The 17828-nt window shown below is 70.7% G+C and carries 12 protein-coding genes; 7 read left to right on the forward strand and 5 right to left on the reverse strand.

Annotated features, from left to right (window positions below; all coding sequences use genetic code 11):
* The first annotated feature begins 197 nt into the window (after window positions 1-197).
* The 5 genes from H6726_29620 (at window position 198) to H6726_29640 (ending at window position 6587) form a co-directional block, all read left to right on the forward strand.
* Window positions 198-1031: a TIGR02452 family protein gene (locus tag H6726_29620; GenBank protein ID MCB9661836.1), complete on the forward strand. Its 834-nt coding sequence runs from the start codon at window positions 198-200 to the stop codon at window positions 1029-1031.
* Window positions 1032-1097: 66 nt separating this feature from the next.
* On the forward strand, window positions 1098-2732 hold the full coding sequence (locus H6726_29625) for a GNAT family N-acetyltransferase (GenBank protein MCB9661837.1): 1635 nt from the start codon (window positions 1098-1100) through the stop codon (window positions 2730-2732).
* Window positions 2733-2849: 117 nt separating this feature from the next.
* Entirely contained in the window at window positions 2850-3701 is an 852-nt protein-coding gene (gene ttcA / locus H6726_29630) for a tRNA 2-thiocytidine(32) synthetase TtcA (protein MCB9661838.1), read from the forward strand.
* Entirely contained in the window at window positions 3694-4797 is a 1104-nt protein-coding gene (locus H6726_29635) for a phosphotransferase (GenBank protein ID MCB9661839.1), read from the forward strand. Before ttcA ends, H6726_29635 begins: the two co-directional genes overlap by 8 nt.
* Window positions 4798-4955: 158 nt before the next feature.
* A complete protein-coding gene (locus H6726_29640; GenBank protein MCB9661840.1) occupies window positions 4956-6587 on the forward strand; it encodes a carboxylesterase family protein in 1632 nt (543 codons plus the stop codon).
* A 33-nt stretch (window positions 6588-6620) separates the two neighbouring features.
* On the opposite strand, the gene ndk is transcribed toward H6726_29640, so the two are convergent.
* From ndk to H6726_29655, 3 genes are all read right to left on the reverse strand, one after another.
* Window positions 6621-7040 carry a nucleoside-diphosphate kinase gene (gene ndk / locus H6726_29645; GenBank protein ID MCB9661841.1) on the reverse strand — a complete coding sequence of 140 codons (420 nt, stop codon included), beginning with the start codon at window positions 7038-7040 and terminating at the stop codon, window positions 6621-6623.
* A gap of 241 nt (window positions 7041-7281) precedes the next feature.
* Entirely contained in the window at window positions 7282-8040 is a 759-nt protein-coding gene (gene ugpQ, locus H6726_29650) for a glycerophosphodiester phosphodiesterase (protein MCB9661842.1), read from the reverse strand.
* Window positions 8037-8522: a DUF4188 domain-containing protein gene (locus H6726_29655; GenBank protein MCB9661843.1), complete on the reverse strand. Its 486-nt coding sequence runs from the start codon at window positions 8520-8522 to the stop codon at window positions 8037-8039. The genes ugpQ and H6726_29655 overlap by 4 nt, the downstream gene beginning before the upstream one ends.
* 112 nt (window positions 8523-8634) lie before the next feature.
* Here H6726_29655 and H6726_29660 point away from each other — a divergent pair, with 112 nt between their 5' ends.
* Together H6726_29660 and H6726_29665 are read left to right on the forward strand one after the other, a co-directional pair.
* Complete coding sequence (locus H6726_29660) at window positions 8635-9258, forward strand: TetR/AcrR family transcriptional regulator (protein ID MCB9661844.1); 624 nt, start codon at window positions 8635-8637, stop codon at window positions 9256-9258.
* 42 nt (window positions 9259-9300) lie between these two features.
* Complete coding sequence (locus H6726_29665) at window positions 9301-10659, forward strand: GGDEF domain-containing protein (protein MCB9661845.1); 1359 nt, start codon at window positions 9301-9303, stop codon at window positions 10657-10659.
* 135 nt (window positions 10660-10794) lie between these two features.
* Here the strand turns inward: H6726_29665 and H6726_29670 are convergent, their stop codons facing one another.
* Together H6726_29670 and H6726_29675 are read right to left on the reverse strand one after the other, a co-directional pair.
* Window positions 10795-11775, reverse strand: a complete 981-nt coding sequence (locus H6726_29670; GenBank protein ID MCB9661846.1) for a malate dehydrogenase — start codon at window positions 11773-11775, stop codon at window positions 10795-10797.
* Between the two features lie 178 nt (window positions 11776-11953).
* A complete protein-coding gene (locus tag H6726_29675) occupies window positions 11954-17728 on the reverse strand; it encodes an OmpA family protein (protein ID MCB9661847.1) in 5775 nt (1924 codons plus the stop codon).
* Between the last annotated feature and the right edge of the window lie 100 nt (window positions 17729-17828).

Consider the following 17828-nt stretch of genomic DNA (forward strand, 5'->3'; position numbering starts at 1 on the left):
CCGTGCATCACCCATGGCGGCGGTCGAACGTATCATGAGTGCGCCATCACGGACGGCCCGAAAGTGTCGAACTCGTGACCCATGCGGCATCCGGGAGTCTTTCGAGGGCGCGCACGTCACGGCTGGGTCGGCGGGAGCGCCGCGGGGTTGGGTCGAAAGGGGCTTGCGGCCACGGTGTCCGGGCCGAGGATGGGCGGATGTCGCTCAAAGGCACAGCCAAGGAGACGCTCGCGATCCTCGAGCGCGGCGAACTCGAACGGGCCGACGGCGCGCGGGTGTCGTTCGCGCGCGAGCTGCTCGCGTCGGTGAACGGTACGGAACACCTGACCCCGGCCGCGCTCGACCGCTGGCTCGCGGGTCCACCGTCTCGCGGCACGGGCGTGATGGACGTGCAGGTCACACCGGAGTCGACGCAGGTCGCGGCGCACCGTCTGGTGCATGGTGAGGGCGTCGCCGACCTCGTCCTGCTGAACTTCGCGTCGGCCAAGAACGCGGGCGGTGGGTTCCTGAACGGCGCGAAGGCGCAAGAGGAAGACCTCGCGCGGTGCTCTGCGCTCTATCCGTGTCTGCGCGCCGCGCCGGGGTACTACACGGCGAACCGCAACCCCGCCGTGTCGATGCTCTACACGGACCACATGATCTACTCCCCGCGCGTCCCGTTCTTTCGCGTGCGGAGCCGGGAGTTGCTGGACCACGTGTTCCTGGCGTCGGTCATCACGGCGCCCGCCCCCAACGCAGGCCAGCACCGCCGCCGAGAAGGCACCGAGGTCGAGATCGAGGCCGCGCTGAGGCGGCGGGCGGGGCTCGTCCTCGCCTTGGCGGAGGCTCGAGGGCATCGCTCGCTGCTGCTCGGCGCGTGGGGCTGCGGCGTCTTCCAGAACCGTGCCGCGCTGGTGGCCGACGCGTTCGGGACTTGGCTCGAGAGTGAGCGCTTCGCCCGGTCGTTCGCGCGCGTGTGTTTCGCGGTGCTCGACAAGCCGGGAGACACCCGCGCCGCGTTCGAGCAGCGCTTCGCGCGCCACGCGGGCTGAGGAGCCCGCGCTCGACGGATTGGTGTAGGGTCGCCCCCGACACCACACCCGAGATGGGAGCGAGCCATGAGTGAACAGCCGACCTCCGTGACGATCCGAGAAGCCCAAGAGGACGACGTGGTGGCCATCGCTGGCCTCTACCGGGCCTGCTACGGGGATGACTATCCGTTCGTGGAGTTCTACGATCACGCGTGGATCAAGCGTGGTGTGTACGACTCGGGGATCCGCTGGTACGTGGCGGTCGCCGACGACCTCGGGGGGCGACTGCTGGGCTCCGCGGCCATCATGCTCAACGCAGGCGATGCCGACGACCAGGTGAGCGAGATCGGCCGCTTGGTGGTGCACCCCGACGGGCGCGGGCGCGACCTGGCCACGCAGCTGGTGGAGCGGGTGGTGAGGGACGCCGACGAGCTGAGCGACTTCGCCTTCGCGGAGTGCCGCAGCGCCCACGCCGGCTCGCAGGTCATCTTCCATCGGCTGGGCTTTCACGTGGTGGGCGCGGAGCCGCTGGCGTACGAGCTGGGCGCCTACGAGACGGTGTTCTTCGTCTGCCGCCTGAGCGAGGGGGCACGCGTGCTGCGGCGAGGTGCGCCGCTGGTGGCCCCCGAGGTCTACGAGCTGGCGTGCCACGCGCTCCACAACTGCGGCATCGAGGTGGACGTGCGGGTGTCCCCCGACGCGCGCCCTCACCCGGTGGAGCGTGAGCGCGACGACCTGGTGCTGGAGGACATGCAGAGCCGCCAGCACTACCGCCTGCTGCGCATGGGACGGCAGCACTTCCTCGACCCCGACGTGTTCGGCTCGTTCCGCCTGGAGCACGGCAACCTCAAGCTCAAGCAGCACGCCGCACGCTACCTGGTGCTGCGCTCGGGCGAGGCCGTCGTGGCGGGCATCGGCTTCACGTGGGACGACGTGGACCGCAAGGTCAAAGTCTTCGAGCTGGTCGCCGCCGACGCACGCTACAAGGGCACGCTCCTCGAGCGTGCCATCGCGCACATCGAGGCCGAGCTGGACCCGCGCTACATCGCGCTCGACGTGAACGCGCACGCCACGGCCACCCAGGCCAGCCTGGTGCGCTTGGGGTTCGCGCCCTGCGTGTACGCGCCGTCGATGGTGTACGTGATGGGCGAGCGCTTCGACGTGGTGAAGATGGTGAAGCTGCGGCAAGAGCCGCGCCTCGACCACTGGGTGGTGATCGACGCCATGCGGCGCGCCGCCGTGCTGGTGAAAGACGCCGTCTGGGACACCGCGCGCGGCTCCACGGTGGACCGCATCACGCGCGAGCTCTCGCTCTTTCGCGGGCTGCGCGACGCGGACGTGCGCACATTGGGCGCGCGCTGCCGCGAGTTGAGCTACGCGCCCGGCGAGGTGGTGTTCGGCGAGGGGACCCAGGAGCAGGCCTTGTTCGTGGTCATCGAGGGCGCGGTGCAGATCGAGAGGCGCGCCGAGGACGGGTCTGCGGAGCCCGTGGCGACCATCGGCGAGCGTGGCGTGTTCGGCGAGATGGCCTTGGTGGAGCAGCTGCCGCGCAGCGCCACGGCGCGCGCCACGGCCCCCAGCCGCCTGCTGGTGCTGTCTCCTCGGGACTTCGACGCGTTCGTGCAAGAACGCCCAGAGGCGGGGGTCGTCGTGCTCCGCAACCTGGCGGTGGTGCTGAGCGAGCGCCTGCGCAAGGCGTCCGTCGCACCGCCAGCGGGCTGAAGCGCGAGCATCCATGGACCCCTCGACCAGCTGCTGCGTGCGCGGCGCTGCGAGCGGGGGGGCGTCGGTGCCGGGGCGCCACTGGACGCGGCAGCTAGGCGCGTCATCCTTGGGCCCATGGCCGACGCCCGCCGCCTCGAGAAGCTCCTCTATCGCAGCATGAAAGCGACCTGCGAGCAGTACGAGCTGCTCGCGCCGGGAGACCGCGTGATGGTGGCCATCAGCGGCGGGAAGGACAGCTACACGCTGCTGCACCTGCTGCACTTGCTGAAGCCGCGCCTGCCCTTCCCCATCGAGCTCGTCGCCGTGCACCTCGACCAGGTGCAGCCCGGCTACGACGGAGCGCCTCTCGAGGCCTGGCTCGCGGACAGCGGGTACCCGTACGAGATCCTGCGCGAGGACACGTACACGGTGGTGACCGACCGGCTGGACTCGTCACGCACGTACTGCTCGCTGTGCTCGCGCCTGCGCCGCGGCATCCTGTACACGGCGGCCGAGCGCCTCGGGTGCAACAAGATAGCGCTCGGGCACCACCGCGACGACGCGCTCGAGACCTTCCTGATGAACACGTTCTTCAGCGGGAAGCTGCAGGCGATGCCCGCGCAGTACACCACGGACGACGGACGCTTCCAGGTCATCCGCCCGCTGATCGAGTGCGCCGAGGCGCGCATCGCGGAGTTCGCGGCCGAGCAGGCCTTCCCCATCCTGCCGTGCAACCTGTGCGGCTCGCAGGACGGGCTCCAGCGCGAGCAGATGAAGGAGCTGCTGAGCGCGATGGAGGCCAAGCACCCCGACGTGCGCAACGTGATGCTGCAGTCGCTGCGCAACGTGCGCCCCACGCACTTGCTCGACCGGGACGTGCAGGCCGCGTGGGCGGTGCGGCCCGCGGGCATCCGCCCGGACGCGGAGCCGCTCGCGACGGTGCGGCACGCCGAGGCCAAGCCGCGCCTGACGGTGCTGCGTGACTGACGCGCCCGACGCACGTCGCCCAGCGGAGCAGGTCGCCTCTCGGGGCGCCACGAGCCACTCGGCCGCGAGCCCGGAGGACAAGGGCCCGGAGGCCGCCGCGCGCGCGGCGCTGCTGCGCTTCGGCGTGGTGGACGCGACGCTCACGCGCATCACGGTCGGGCTCATCAACCAGACCTGGCGCGTGGACACTGCCGACGGGCCGTTCGTGCTGCAGCGGGTGAACCCCATCTTCGGGCCCGCCGTGCACCGCGACATCGAGGCCATCACCGCGCGCCTTGCGGCCCATGGGGTGCTGACACCGCGCCTCGTCCGCACCACCGACGACGCGCTGTGCGCCGAGACCGCGCACGGGGTCTACCGGCTGATGACCTACATCGACGGTGAGGTCGTGAGCGAGCTGACCAGCCCCACGCGCGTGGCGTCGATGGCGCGCTTGGTGGCCCGCTTTCACGCGGCGCTCGACGGGTTTGCGCACACGTTCGCGTTCACGCGGCCCGGCCCCCACGACACGCCGCGGCACCTCGCGTTCTTGGAAGCCACGCTGCGTGAGTGCGCGGAACACCCTCAGTTCGGGCGCGTGCGGCCCGTCGCCGAAGCCATCCTCGCGCACGGCCGCGAGCTCCCCGCCTTGGGCCAGCTCCCGCGACGCATCATCCATGGGGACCTCAAGATCACGAACCTCATGTTCCGACACGGCACGGACGACGCGCTGGCCATCCTGGACCTGGACACCATGGCGCACGACACGCTGGCCGCCGAGATGGGCGACGCGCTGCGCTCCTGGTGCAATCCCGCAGGCGAGTCCGAGGAGCGCGCCGAGCTGGACATGGCGCTCTACCGCGCGGCGGTCGACGCCTATGTGGACGAGAGCGGCCCCCTGCTCCGCGACGAGGAGCGCGCCGCGCTGCCGGCCGGACTCGAGACCATCGCGCTGGAGCTGGCGTCACGCTTCTGCGCCGACGCCCTGCGTGAGTCGTACTTCGGCTGGGACGCGACACGGTTCACGACCCGCACGGAGCACAACCTGGTACGCGCGCGCTCGCAACTGTCCCTCGCAGCCAGCGTCCGCGGACGGCTGCGCGACACGGCGGACTGACGGTCCGACCGCACCGCCGCTGGCAGACGAAGGCGACCCATACGGCGCTCGATCTCGACGCCTCCTGGCCCGCACGGCGCGCTTCAGGGTTCTGCTCGCACAGGCCTGGTCCCGCCCTGGGGTGCAAAGCGCTGGGATGTGCAGCTATCCTCGCGGCCATGCGCCCGCCCCTGTTCCCGGTCCTGCTCCACTCACCCCGCCTCCGCGCCCTCGCGGTCTGCGCGCTCGCCGCAACGCTGTGCGCCACCGGGTGCTCGGACTCCACGCCCGCTCCAGTCCCTGCGCCCACCGAGGTGATGACGGCCTACGGACCGGTGCGCGGCGTCGCGGGCGACGGCTTCGTAGGGTACCTGGGGATCCCCTACGCAGCCCCTCCCACGGGCTCGTTGCGCTTTGCGCCCCCCGCTGCCCCCACCCCTTGGACCGCCCCGCTGGACGCCGACACGCGCCCGCGCGCGTGCCCACAGGTCATCCCCATCCTCGGCGCGCAGACGGAGGAGAACTGCCTCTTCGTGAACGTGCACGTGCCGGCCGAGGTGCCGCCCAGCGGCGCCCCTGTCCTGGTGTGGATCCACGGCGGGGGCTTCACGCTCGGTGAGGGTGTGCAGACCGACGGCGGCACGGTGGGTGACGTGTTGGCCCGCGAGGAGGGCATCGTGGTGGTCAGCATGAACTACCGCCTCGGTGCGCTGGGCTTCTTGTCGCACCCCGCACTGACCCGCGAGTCCGACGACGGTGTCAGCGGCAACTACGGCCTCCTGGACCAGGTCTTCGCGCTCGAGTGGGTCCGCGACAACATCCGCGCATTCGGAGGCGACCCGGAGCGCGTGACCATCGCTGGCCAGTCCGCGGGCGGCGTGAGCGTGTGCGCGCACCTCACCTCGCCGCGCAGCCAGGGGCTGTTCCACGCCGCCATCGTCGAGAGCGGACCCTGCGAGCGCACGATGACACTGGCGGAAGGCAGCGCGCAGGGGGAGCGCTTCGCCGCAGCGTTGCCGACGCCATGCGACACGGGTACCGACAGCGAGGTGCTCGCGTGCCTGCGGAGCACCAGCGCAGGCGACATCCTCGCCACGCTACCCAGCTCGCGCGACTTCCTCACGCGCACCGACGACACGGCCTTCTGGGGCCCCGTCGTCGACGGTGATGTGCTCCCCCAGTCCATCGGGGACGCCATCCGAGCAGGCAATGTGCCCGACGTCCCCGTCCTCGCGGGCTTCACCGAGAACGAGGGGCGCGTCTTCGCCGCGCTCAGCGAGGTCGTCATCGCGCCCGCGGACTACGAGAGCGCGCTGACGGACCTGGTAGGTGGCCCCGGCGCCGCTGCGGACGCCGTGATCGCCGCCTACCCGCTGGACGGCGAGGACCCCACGGTGCGGTACTTCGACGCGATCGGCGACCAGCTGCTGACCTGCGCTGCCCGCTCGAGCATCGTCGCGCTGGGAGCGCAGGTGGACCTCTACGAGTACTACTACCGTTACCCCGACGCGGCCTTCCAGCTGCCTACCGACTTCGATCTGGGTGCCTACCACGCGGCCGAGGTGCAGTTCGTGTTCGGGTACCGCGCGAACGCGTTCATCCGACGCTTCAACGAGGACGAGCAAACCATGCACGACATCATCCGCAGCTACTGGGGTGCGTTCGTGCGCGAGGGGCGACCAGACGCCACTGGGCTCCCCGCTTGGCCCAAATACAACGCCGCAGTGGACAACCACCTCGTGCTGGACCTCGCGGTCGAGACGGGGACAGGTGCCGCTGCGGCGCGGTGTGCGGTCTGGGACGCGCTCTGACGGGCGACTCGCCCGTTCACAGAGCAGCGTCGCTCAGCCCAGCTCGTAGCCCGGGAAGAAGTAGTTGATCTCGATGCCGGCGTTCTCGAGGCTGTCGGAGCCGTGCACGGCGTTCTCGCCGATGTCCTTGGCGTACTGCTTGCGGATGGTGCCCTCGTCGGCGTTCGCCGGGTTGGTGGCGCCCATGAGCGTGCGGTAGGCCACGACGGCGTTCTCGCCCTCGAGCACGCTGACGACCACCGGGCCGCGCGTCATGAAGTCCACGAGCTCACCGAAAAACGGGCGCTCCTTGTGCACGGCGTAGAACCCCTCGGCCATCGGGCGGCTGAGGTGCACCATGCGCATGGCCTTGATCTTCAGGCCGGCGCCCTCGATCATCGCGAGGATGTTGCCGACGTTGTTGGCCTCGACGGCGTCGGGCTTGATGATGCTGAAAGTACGTTCGGTAGCCATGGTCAGTCCTTGTCGTGGTTCCATCGCGGCCACCGGGAGGTAGCCAAAATCGGGCGCGTTTTAGCGCGCTTTGGCAATTCAGCAAGAAAATCGAGACCATCCGGGGTGAGCGCGCAGCGGGCGCGCCCCAGGTGCCCAACCGACCGGTCTCTGGGCCTCGCGCGGTGAGAGTCTGCGGAGCGGGATCCCAGCACAGAGAGGGCGGTCGCGGCTCGCCCTCCGTCCGCTGGACCCGTGGCCCCTACACCGTCTCGGACTCGCCCAGCAGCAACGCCGGGTCGTCCGTAATGATGGTGCGCACCCCCAGCGCAGCCAGCCGCGCGGCGCGCGGCACGTCGTTCACCGTCCACGTGTTCAGCTGCAGGCCGCCCGCGATGCACAGCTCGCCCAGCCCCGCGGTAATGAACGTGTGGTGCGGGTGCAGCGCGTTGCACCCGGCCGCCTGCGCCTGCGCGACCCACTGCTCCGCGTCGCCCGACCTCTCGATCAGCCAGCCCAGCCGCACCGCCGCGTCACGAGCCCGCACCACACGCAGCAGCTCGAGGTCGAAGGAGCTCACAAGCATGGCGCGTGACCCCGCGTGGGGATCACGGGCGAGGGCCGCCAACACGATGTCGGCCACCTGCTCGGCGCCGTGTGCCCGGCAGCCCCCGTCCGCGACCTTGATCTCCACGTTGAGCGGGATGTCCACCGCCGCCAGCAGCTCGGCCAAGGTAGGAACCCGCACCCCACGCCCCTCGAGCGGCGTCCCCACCGCGGCGTCCAGCGCCTGGATGGCCGCGAGCGACGACGCGGACACGCACCCGGTCCCGCTGGTGGTGCGGTCCAGGGTGTCGTCGTGCATCAGCACGGGCACGTCGTCCTGCGTGATCTGAACGTCGAGCTCCACCATCGCAGCCCCCTGCTCCACCGCGGCCACGATGGACTCGAGCGTGTTCTCCGGGAAGCGACCGCCCGGTCGCGTGGGGCCGAGGCCGCGGTGTGCGCAGACGATGGTCATGCCGCGAGGGTAGTGCTTCGGGACAGACGACCGCGAGCCCCATGTAGCGGTCCCTGCGCGGGCACGAGGGGGCCGACCTTGCCCAGCCCAAAGGCGGGCATGTGGTGGTAGAGCGACTCGTACTGCCCCGGCGGCACGATGTACGTCTCGTGCCAGATACCCATCGCACCGCCGAGGCCCCACGACTTGACCCAGCGGCGCCACGCGGGGACGTGGGCGCGCTCACGGTCGGACGCATAGCGCAGTAGGTGCTCGTGCGAGCGCCAGTACTGCACCGCGAGCGTGGTGCGGCCCACGTAGTTCTCGAACGCTAGCAAGCCTGCGGACGGGTCCGCCTGCAGCTCGCGCATCATGCGCCCCATCGCGCTGGCCACCCCCCACATCACGGGGAGCATCCACCAGCGGTTCACGCGAGAGCCGATCAGGAAGACGACGATGCCCTCGTCGCGGGACACGGTGAGACGGTCGGGATGCACGGTCATGAGGCTGCTCCTTGTGGCGGCGCGCCGCCATGTAGACAGCAGCACCATTGTTGTCACCGTCTACATATCGCATGTGTTGCCATTGTCAACATTGTTCCGCATAGTGCGTTTCATGGTCGCGAAACGCCGTGAAACAGGCGCCTATCACCATGGAGATCTGCGCGCCGAGCTGCTGACCGCGGCGGTGGCCCTCGCCGAGGAGCGCGGCATCGACGGGCTGAGCCTGCGCGAGTGCGCCCGGCGCGCGGGGGTCTCGCACGCCGCGCCGTACCGGCACTTCGAGGACAAGAACGCCCTCCTGAGCGCGCTGGCGGAGCAGGGCTTCGCGTGGCTGGCAGAAGCGGGGCGCGCGGCCATGGAGGGCATCGAGGACCCGCGAGAACGCCTCGACGCCTATGGTGTGGCCTACGTGCGCTTCGCCGTGGAGCACCCCATCCACTTCCGGCTGATGTTCACGCGCGCGCTGCCCGCGGGTCCTTCGGCCCCGGATGACTGCGTGGAGCAGCCCTCGCCCGACGACGCGTTCGCGCTGCTCGTGGCCACCGCCGGCGAAGCGCGCCGAGCCTCGGGTGAGCAGGCGCTGCTGGCGGGCGTGGCGTCCTGGTGTCTCCCCCACGGGCTCGCGATGCTGATCCTCGACGGGCGCATCCCCAGGGAGCGCGTGGCCACGCCAGAGGCTGTGTCGGTGTTGGCGCGCGAAGTGCTCGCGAGCTGGCGTGGGGCGGAAATACGCTGAACTCGTAGCGGTCGCCGCTAACATTCCGTAAGCTTTGGAATTGTGAACCCCGGGGGCCCACAGCGACAGCGCGAGCATGACCACGGCCCCCGTGAGAGTACGCTCGACAGCGCCCTCGACAGCGGGCACCTCGCGCAAGGGCCCCTCGACCCGGCGCTGCGCACCCAGTTGCGACGCTTGGTGGCGCGACCGCCGCTGTGGGTGCGGGTACCGGACGCGCTCGTCGCCAACTTCGAGGACCGACAGCGGGACGACCTCCGGCGCATTCTCCCCATCGGCGGGCTGTGCGGCGTGACCTTGGCGCTGCTGGTGGTCGCCGCACGCATGCTGTTCTACCGCGGCGTGGGCACCCCAGCCGACGAGCAGCTCTACGCCAACATCGCGGTCTTCAACTTCGCGGTCATCACCCTCACCGTCGCTGCGCTCTACGTCCCGGCCGTGTTCCGCCACTACCGCGTCGTGCTGGTGATGGGCGGCGGGCTGGTGCTGGCCTCCACCCACGCGGGCAGCCTGCTGATCACGGAGCGCCACCTCGCCATGTCCGCCACGTACGCCTGCATGTTCGGCGCGACGGTGGTGACCATCGGCTTCCGGCACGGGCTGTTCCACTCGGTGTTCACGTGCGTCGCCGGGATCGCTGGAGGCTCGTTCTACGCGGCCTCGCGGGGCGCCTCGCCCGACTGGGTCTCCGCGCTGTACGGGTTCGTGGGAGCCACGGCGGTGGGCGCCGTCATCTCGTGGCTGGTAGAGCGTCAGGACACGCTGCGCTACCTGCAGTCGCTGCTGCTGGCGGGCGAGATCGCGGAACGACGCCGCTTGAACGAACAGCTCACGGCGATGTCGCGCACGGACTCCCTCTCGGGGCTGGCCAACCGCCGCTCGTTCGACGACACGCTCGAGGCCGAGTGGGCGCGCATGGCGCGGGAGCGCACGCCCTTGTCACTCCTGTTCGTCGACATCGATCACTTCAAGCGCTTCAACGACGCCTACGGGCACCGTGACGGTGACGACTGCCTGCGGCGCGTCGGTCAGGTCATCGCGAAGGGAGCGCGGCGGCCGGCCGACCTCGCGGCGCGCTATGGGGGCGAGGAGTTCGTCATCCTGCTGCCCAACACGTCGCTGGCGGGCGCCGAGGAGGTGGCCGAGCGCGTGCTCGCGCTGGTGGACGAGCTCGGCATTCGCCACGCGGATTCGCCTACGGCGGGGCACGTGACCATCAGCGTGGGCGTGGCCACCGCGGATCCCGAGACGGACCTCGAGCCACGCCACCTGGTGGAGACCGCCGACGCGTGCCTCTACCGCGCCAAGAACAAGGGCCGTCACGGGTTGGTGTCGTCCTTGCTGCGGGGCGACTCCATCCGCCCCGCGCCCCGGTCCATCGCCGCGGGTGAAGCGCGCTGAACCCCGGGCGCGCCCCTGCGGAACGCTCCGTCTGACAACACCTACGCACGCGGATCCACAACGGGGTCCCAGACGCGAGGACGCCCGCGAACGTGAGCTCGCGGGCGTCCATCGGGGGCAACGTGGCGCTGCGCCTCAGAAGAGGTGCTTGACCGCGTCGGCCTCCTCCTGGAGCTCCTTCGCGGTGGCGTCCATGCGAGCGCGGCTGAACTCGTTGATCTCGATGCCCTGGACGATGCTGTACTTGCCGTCCTTGCAGGTGCAGGGGAAGCCGTAGATCAGCCCCTCGGGGATGCCGTAGCTGCCGTCCGACGGGACGGCCATGGAGACGGTGTCGCCCTCGGCCGTGCCGTGCCACCAGTCGTGGATGTGGTCGATGGCCGCGTTGGCCGCCGACGCCGCGCTGGACAGGCCACGCGCCTTGATGATGGCCGCGCCGCGCTGCTGCACCTCGGGGATGAACGTGCTCTCCACCCACGCCTGGTCGCCCACGACGTCGCTGGCGCTCTTGCCGTTGATCTTGGCGCTGAACACGTCGGGGTACTGGGTGGCCGAGTGGTTGCCCCAGATGGTCATGTTCTTGACGTCGCTCACGGCGCAGCCCGTCTTGGCGGCCAGCGCGCTCATGGCGCGGTTCTGGTCCAGGCGCACCATCGCGGTGAAGTTCTCGCGCGGGAGGTCCTTCGCGTTGTTCATGGCGATGAACGCGTTGGTGTTGGCGGGGTTGCCCACCACCAGCACCTTGCAGTCACGGTCGGCCACGGCGTTGAGCGCCTTGCCCTGGCCGATGAAGATGCCGCCGTTCTTCTCGAGCAGGTCCTTGCGCTCCATGCCCGGACCGCGCGGCATGGCGCCCACGAGCAGCGCCACCTGCGTGCCCGCGAAGCCCTTCATCGGGTCGTCGCTGGCCTCCATCCCGGCCAGCGTCGGGAAGGCGCAGTCCGCGAGCTCCATCATCACGCCCTCGACCGCCTTCATGGACGGCGGGATGTCGATGAGCTGGAGGATGACGGGCTGGTCCTTGCCGAGCATCTCGCCAGCGGCGATGCGGAACAAGAGGCCGTAGCAAATCTGACCGGCCGCGCCGGTGACGGCGACCTTCACGGGCTTCTTCATGTGACTCTCCTGCGCAGCGAGGAAGGCGCTGCGACGTGACGGGGATGGGCGCGCTCTTGCGAGAGCGCTCGCCAGACAACGGAGCGCTGCCGAGCGGCCGCGAAGGTAGCAGGCCCCAAGCCCCGATGCACCCTGCCCGGACGGCCCATACGAGTACGTGCGGACGCATGAGCACGGATCACTGCACGATCAGCAGCTCGACGCGCCGGTTCTCCTCGGCGTCGTAGGGCGGCTCGGCGCAGAGGCTCCCCACGGCGCGGAGCCGCAGGCGCTCGGGCGCGACGCCCGCCCGCACCAGTGCGTCACGGACCTGCTGGGCGCGGCGCCGACTGAGTCCGGCGTTGTGGGCCCGGGTACCGCGTGGGTCGGCGTGCCCCACGAGGATGACCTGGTCGATGTCCGGGTTGGACTGGAGGCGCTCTGCGATGCGCGCGATGGACGCCTCCGAGCCCGCAGGCAAGGTCGCGCTGTCGGTCTCGAAGCCAGACACGGTGGTGAGACCCGCGGTGTCGCGCAGCGCGCGGGTCTCTTCGGTCCCACAGAGGGCCCTTGGGCCGCATCCACGCGCGCTGGGGTCCGCTTCGCAGTGGTCCAGCTCTGGCGTGTCCGTCTCGTGGGGCTCGGGCGCGGGCGGGGTCTCGCTCGCGAGGACCTCCGCGACCGGGGGTTCGGGGTCGGGCGCCGGCTCCAGCACGGGCTCGGGCTCCGGTTCCGGCTGCACCTGTGCCTCGGGCTGAACTTCCGGCTCGGTCGGGACGTCCGCGCCCTCTCGGGGATCCTCGGCGCGTCGCCGCCCATGGGTCGGGGCGTAGGTCACGCTGGCGAAGAGACGGAACCGAGGGGTGGCAAGGCCGCCCAAGAACCCCGCGCCCAGCCCGCCGGACACCACCAGGGACTCGTTCATGTAGCGCAGCGAGGCCAGCGCCTCCCCGCGTGACGCGTTGCGCGTGTCTGGCGTTCGCACGGCCACGTCCGCGACCACCTCCACCACGGCGAACAGGTGGTTCACCACGGGCACACGCCCAGCGAGCCCGAGCGTGATGGCCTCGTCGAGTTCGTTCCCGATGACATGACGGTCTCCGCGGAGGCGAAAGCCCACGTTGAGCGCGCCCCCGAAACCGGTCTGCGTGGCGTAGTCGAGCGCCACGCGCGGCTCGACGGTCACGCCCTCGCCGGCGAGTCGGCCCGCCTGTCCCGTGGGCAGGGTCACGGGCAGCAAGAGCGCCAGCGCGAAGCCACGGCCGAAGTACGCGTCGGAGCTCGCACCCGCCTCGAGGGGCCGCGTCAACAAGGTGACCTTCGGCGTGAAGACGAAGTCACCGACGGCGGCGCGGTCGACGTCGGGGTAGTCGGGCAGGACGGCCGCGTCACCGTGGCGCGCGAGCACGAACGGCATCTGCACCCCGAGCCGCAACCGCTGCCCAATCGCGAACGCGCCGCCGAGTCGCAGCCACCCCTGCCCGGCCACGGCGCGCGCGGTCTCGCCGTTGCTGGTGTCCACCACCAGCGGCAACGCGTCGTAGCCCAGCGTGGCGCCGAGCTCGAAGTAGCCAGCGAGGCGCGACTCGCCGCTCTCGACGCTGCCGTAGTCGATGCGCGCGCTGCTCGCCGGACGGTAGGTCATGAGGTCGTAGCCCTCTTCGAACGCCTGCGCGCGCGCTCCGGTCGAGGGTGACGCCAGGGACAGCAACACGGCCCCGCTCACCACGGCCCGAGCGCGCACCTTTCGGCGGAAACCCAAGCCCAGCACGACGAGCAGCGCCAAGAACGCGGCGCCCGCGCTGCGGGTGCCAGGCGTGGCCGCGCAGCCGTCGCCCACCGGGACCACGCCAACCGCCACGCCACCGTCACCCGGGCGGCCGTCTCCCTCCCCTTGCTGGATCACGAACGTGCCCTCCGAGTCGGTCATGTCGGCGGTTACCACGACCGAACCCATGCGCGCCGTGCGGCCGTTCTCGCCGATGCGCAACGTGACCGTGTCGCCCGCGATGACGATGTCGGTGATGAAGTCGTCGGGGCTGCTTGCGCCGAAGGTACAGCCCGGCCCCGTCGCGACACTGAACGAGAGCTCCTGCCCCGCACCTGCGGCGGTGGCGCTGCCCGGCGTCAGCATGACCACGCAACCGCTGGCCTGCGATACGGTGAACGAGGCGGAGGACGCGCTTGTGTCACTGCTCACGGTGATGTCCGCGCTGCGCGCCGCGCCGTCCCAGGCCGTGGCAGTGTAGGTGACGCCCGTGCCCGTGACCGTCGCGCTCAGCCAAGCGTCGCTGCTGGCCGCCGTGTAGCTGCAGCCCGAGCCCATCTCGACGATGAAGTCGGACGTGCCACCTGCAGCCGTGACGTCGGCCGCGCTGACCGGCAGCGTGACCACGCAGCCATCGGTCTGCGTGAGCGTGAAGTCCTCGGCGTCGCCCGTGTCGGTGGTGACGGTGAGGATGCCGCTGCGTTCGACGCCTGTGTTGTCCCCGTAGCCGAAGCCGAACGCGCCTGGCCCGGTCCCGGTGAGCGGGACGGAGACGAGCCACGGCACCGCGTGGGTCACGGCGTAGGTGCACCCCGGGGCCGTCGTGACATCGAAGGACGCGGTGCCTGCGCTCTCGCTCACCGTGCTCGCGGCGGGCGCGATGTCGATGCTGCAGCCGCTCGCCTGGGTCACGGTGAGGGTCTCGCCCGCAACGCTCAGCGTGCCCATGCGCTCGGGCCCCACGTTGGCCGCGACGTCGTAGCCGATGGTGGCCGAACCTGAACCGCTCATGGTGTCGGGCGTGAGCCACGCGTCGTTCGCGCTGACCGTGTAGGGGCAAGCGGGGTCGGACATCGTCAGCACCACGCTCTCGGTGTTGGCGCTCGCATCGACGCTGATCGAGGAGGTGTCGAGGGACGCGGTGCACCCGTCCACCTGGTCGAGCGCGAAGTCCGCCGTCACCCCGGTGTCCACGCTGGAGACGCGGATGTTGCCGTTGCGCGGCAGCCCCACGTTGGCGTCGTAGGTCACGCTGACGGCGCCCGCCCCCGTGCCCGCGGGGGTCACGCTGGTGACCCAGGGCAGGCTCTCGCTGGTGGTGAAGACGCAGCCTGGGGCCGTGGCCACATCGAACGACGTCGTCCCTGCCGCGGCGCCGACGCTCGCGCCGGTGGGCGTGAGCACGAGCGCACAGCCGCTGGTCTGCGTCACGGCGAAGGGCTGTCCAGCGACCGTGAGCGTGGCGCTGCGCGCGGGACCGACGTTGGCGTCCACGGTGAAGCCGACGTTGGTGGAGCCCATGCCGCTCGTCACGAGCGGCGTCACGAACGCCTGGTCGCTGCCGACCGTGAACGGGCACGCGGCGTCGGACATGGTGAGCGCGACGCTGCTCGTGGCGCCGCCGGCACCGACCGAGGTCATGCTGGGCGCTATCGCAGCGCTGCAGCCATTGGCCTGGGTGAACATGAACTCGGCCGTGCTGGCCGTGCCGGTGGAGGCCACGCTGACGAGCCCACTGCGGACCAGCCCCGGGTTCGCCACGTAGTCGACGGTGACCGTGCCGGGCCCCGTACCGCTGGGCGTGACGCCGGTGACCCACGCGTCCAGGGAGGACGCCGTCCAGCCACAGCCGGGATCGGTCGTGATCGCGAACGTGGTGCTGCCCGCTGCGGCTCCCACACCCGCGGTCATCGGCGCGACCGCGACGCTGCAACCGCTGGCTTGGTTCACGGTGAACGTCTGCCCGCCGATCGCCACGGTGGCGGTGCGCGCTGGCCCCGTGTTGGGCGCGACGGAGTAGCTCACGGTGCCGTCGCCAGTGCCCCCCGCCGTGACGCCGGTGACCCATGGGGCGGATGCGACCGCAGTCCAGACGCACGCTTGGTCCGACAGCGCGATGCCGAGGCTGCCGCCGCCGCCGCCGGCCCCCGGGGACGCGCTGCTGGGCGTCAGCACCGCCGCGCAGCCGTTCGCCTGGGTCACGGTGAAGGGCAGGCCGCCGATGGTGATGGTCCCGCTACGTAGAGGCCCGACGTTGGCCGCGACCGTGTAGTTGACGACCCCGCTGCCCGTGCCGCTCGCGGTCACCGCGCTGATCCACGGCGTACTGGTCGACGCCGTCCACGGGCATGCCGGGTCGCTCATGCTGATACCCGCGCTGGTGGTGCCCGCACCGGCGGAGACCGAGGCGCTGCTGGCAGGGAGCGACGGCGCGCAGCCGTTCGCCTGGGTCACGGTGAAGGTCTGCCCTGCCACGGTGATGGTCCCCGTGCGCGCGAGCCCTGGGTTTGGCGCGACGGTGTAGCTGACGCTGGCGCTGCCCGTGCCGCTGGGTGTCACCGCGCCGATCCACGGCGTGCCGCTCGAGGCAGTCCACGGGCACGCCGGGTTCGACATGGTGAGGCCCACGCTGGCTACCCCGCCGACCGCGCCAGCGGACGCACCGCTGGACGCGAGCATGGCCGTACAGCCGCTGGCCTGATTCACGGTGAAGGTCTGGCCGCCCATCGTGATGGTGCCCGTACGCGCGGGACCCGTGTTGGCGGCCACCGTGTAGCTGACGCTCCCCGAGCCGGTCCCGCTGGGGGTCACGCCGCTGATCCAAGGGGTGGACGTGCTCGCCGTCCAGGAGCAACTCCCAGCCGTCATGGTGATGGTGGCGCTCGACGTCGTGCCAGCCGCCCCCACGGAGGCGCTGCTCACCGGGAGCGACGCCGAGCACCCAGCGGCTTGGTTCACGGTGAACGTGTTGCCTGCGATGGTGATGTTCCCGCTGCGCGCGGGGCCCGTGTTCGCCGCGAAGGTGAAGTTGACGTTCCCCGATCCGGTCCCGTTGGCGGTCACACCGGTGATCCACGAGACGGCCTCCGAGGTCGTCCACGGACACGCGCCGTTGGACATGACCAGCCCCACGGAGGACGAGCCCGCCGCCGCGCCCACGCTCGCGCTGCTGCTGGCGAGGTTCCCGGTACAACCCGATGCTTGGTTGAGCGTGAAGGATGCGCCGCCTGCGTTGATGGTGCCCGAGCGCGCGGGCCCAGTGTTGGCGGTGAAGCTGTAGCTCAACGAACCCGAACCCGAGCCCGACGCGCTCGTCGTCAACCAGGCCGCGTTCGAGTTCGCGCTCCACGAGCAGGAGCTGGTAGCGGTCATGGTCGCCGTCCCGCTCCCCGCCGACGCGGTGCGGCTCGTCGACGTGGGCGTGAGCGCGTAGCTGCACGACGCCGCGGCTTGCCGCACCGAGAACGAGGTCGCGCCGATGGAGATGAACGCGTTGCGCGCTGAACCGGTGTTCGCCGCGACGGTGTAGTTGAGGGTGGTCGGCCCGCTCCCGGACGCTGGAATCCCCGAGATCCAGGCGGGCGCGCCGGAGCTGGTCCACCCCCCCTGGCAGCCCAGGTCCGAGCCTGGCGAATAGGTCGCCGAGAACGCCCCCCCAGACGCGGCGACCGACTGGATGCTCGGGGCCACCGAGCCCGTGTTGAAGCACACGGGCGTGATCGCCGCGGGCCCCGTCACGGTGACGGTGAAGTCGGCGGCGTCGGTCGCGTTGGCGCCGCTCACGACCATCTCGAAGAAGTAGGTGGAGCCCGTGCAGGTCGCGCAATTGGTGAAGACGCGCGAGACCGAGTTGGTGCCCTGCACACCGGTGAGGTTCCACCGGTTGGAGCAGGGGAAGTCCTGCTGGAACGTGGGCTGGTAGAAGTCCATCGCGATGGGACCCCCGCCCGTGCGCGTGGCCGTGACAGTCCAGTTGCCAGCCGCCGGGAGCGTCACCCGCAGCGTGTTGAACGTGCGGACCGTCGAGGGGTTCGGATCGAGACCGTTGCACGCGCCGTTCGGACGGGTCCAGGTGTTCGGGAGCTCCGTGCGGGGGAAGTGCCCCGTGAAGGTCTGAGCGCTCAAAGGTGCGGCTGCCGCCAGGGACAGCAAGAAGCACGAGAGCGCGGCGGAGACACGGGACCGGGGGACGATGCGTACGTTCACGCTCCCAACGTACGCTCAATGTGGACATGGCGCACGCAGCGTTCGAGAACGTCACCTAGGTGAATTGTCCAATGTTCACGAGGCTTTCTCGTGATCTTCG

This window comes from Sandaracinaceae bacterium (genome assembly GCA_020633055.1).
Taxonomy (GTDB): Bacteria; Myxococcota_A; Polyangia; order Polyangiales; family Houyiibacteriaceae; genus JADJJE01.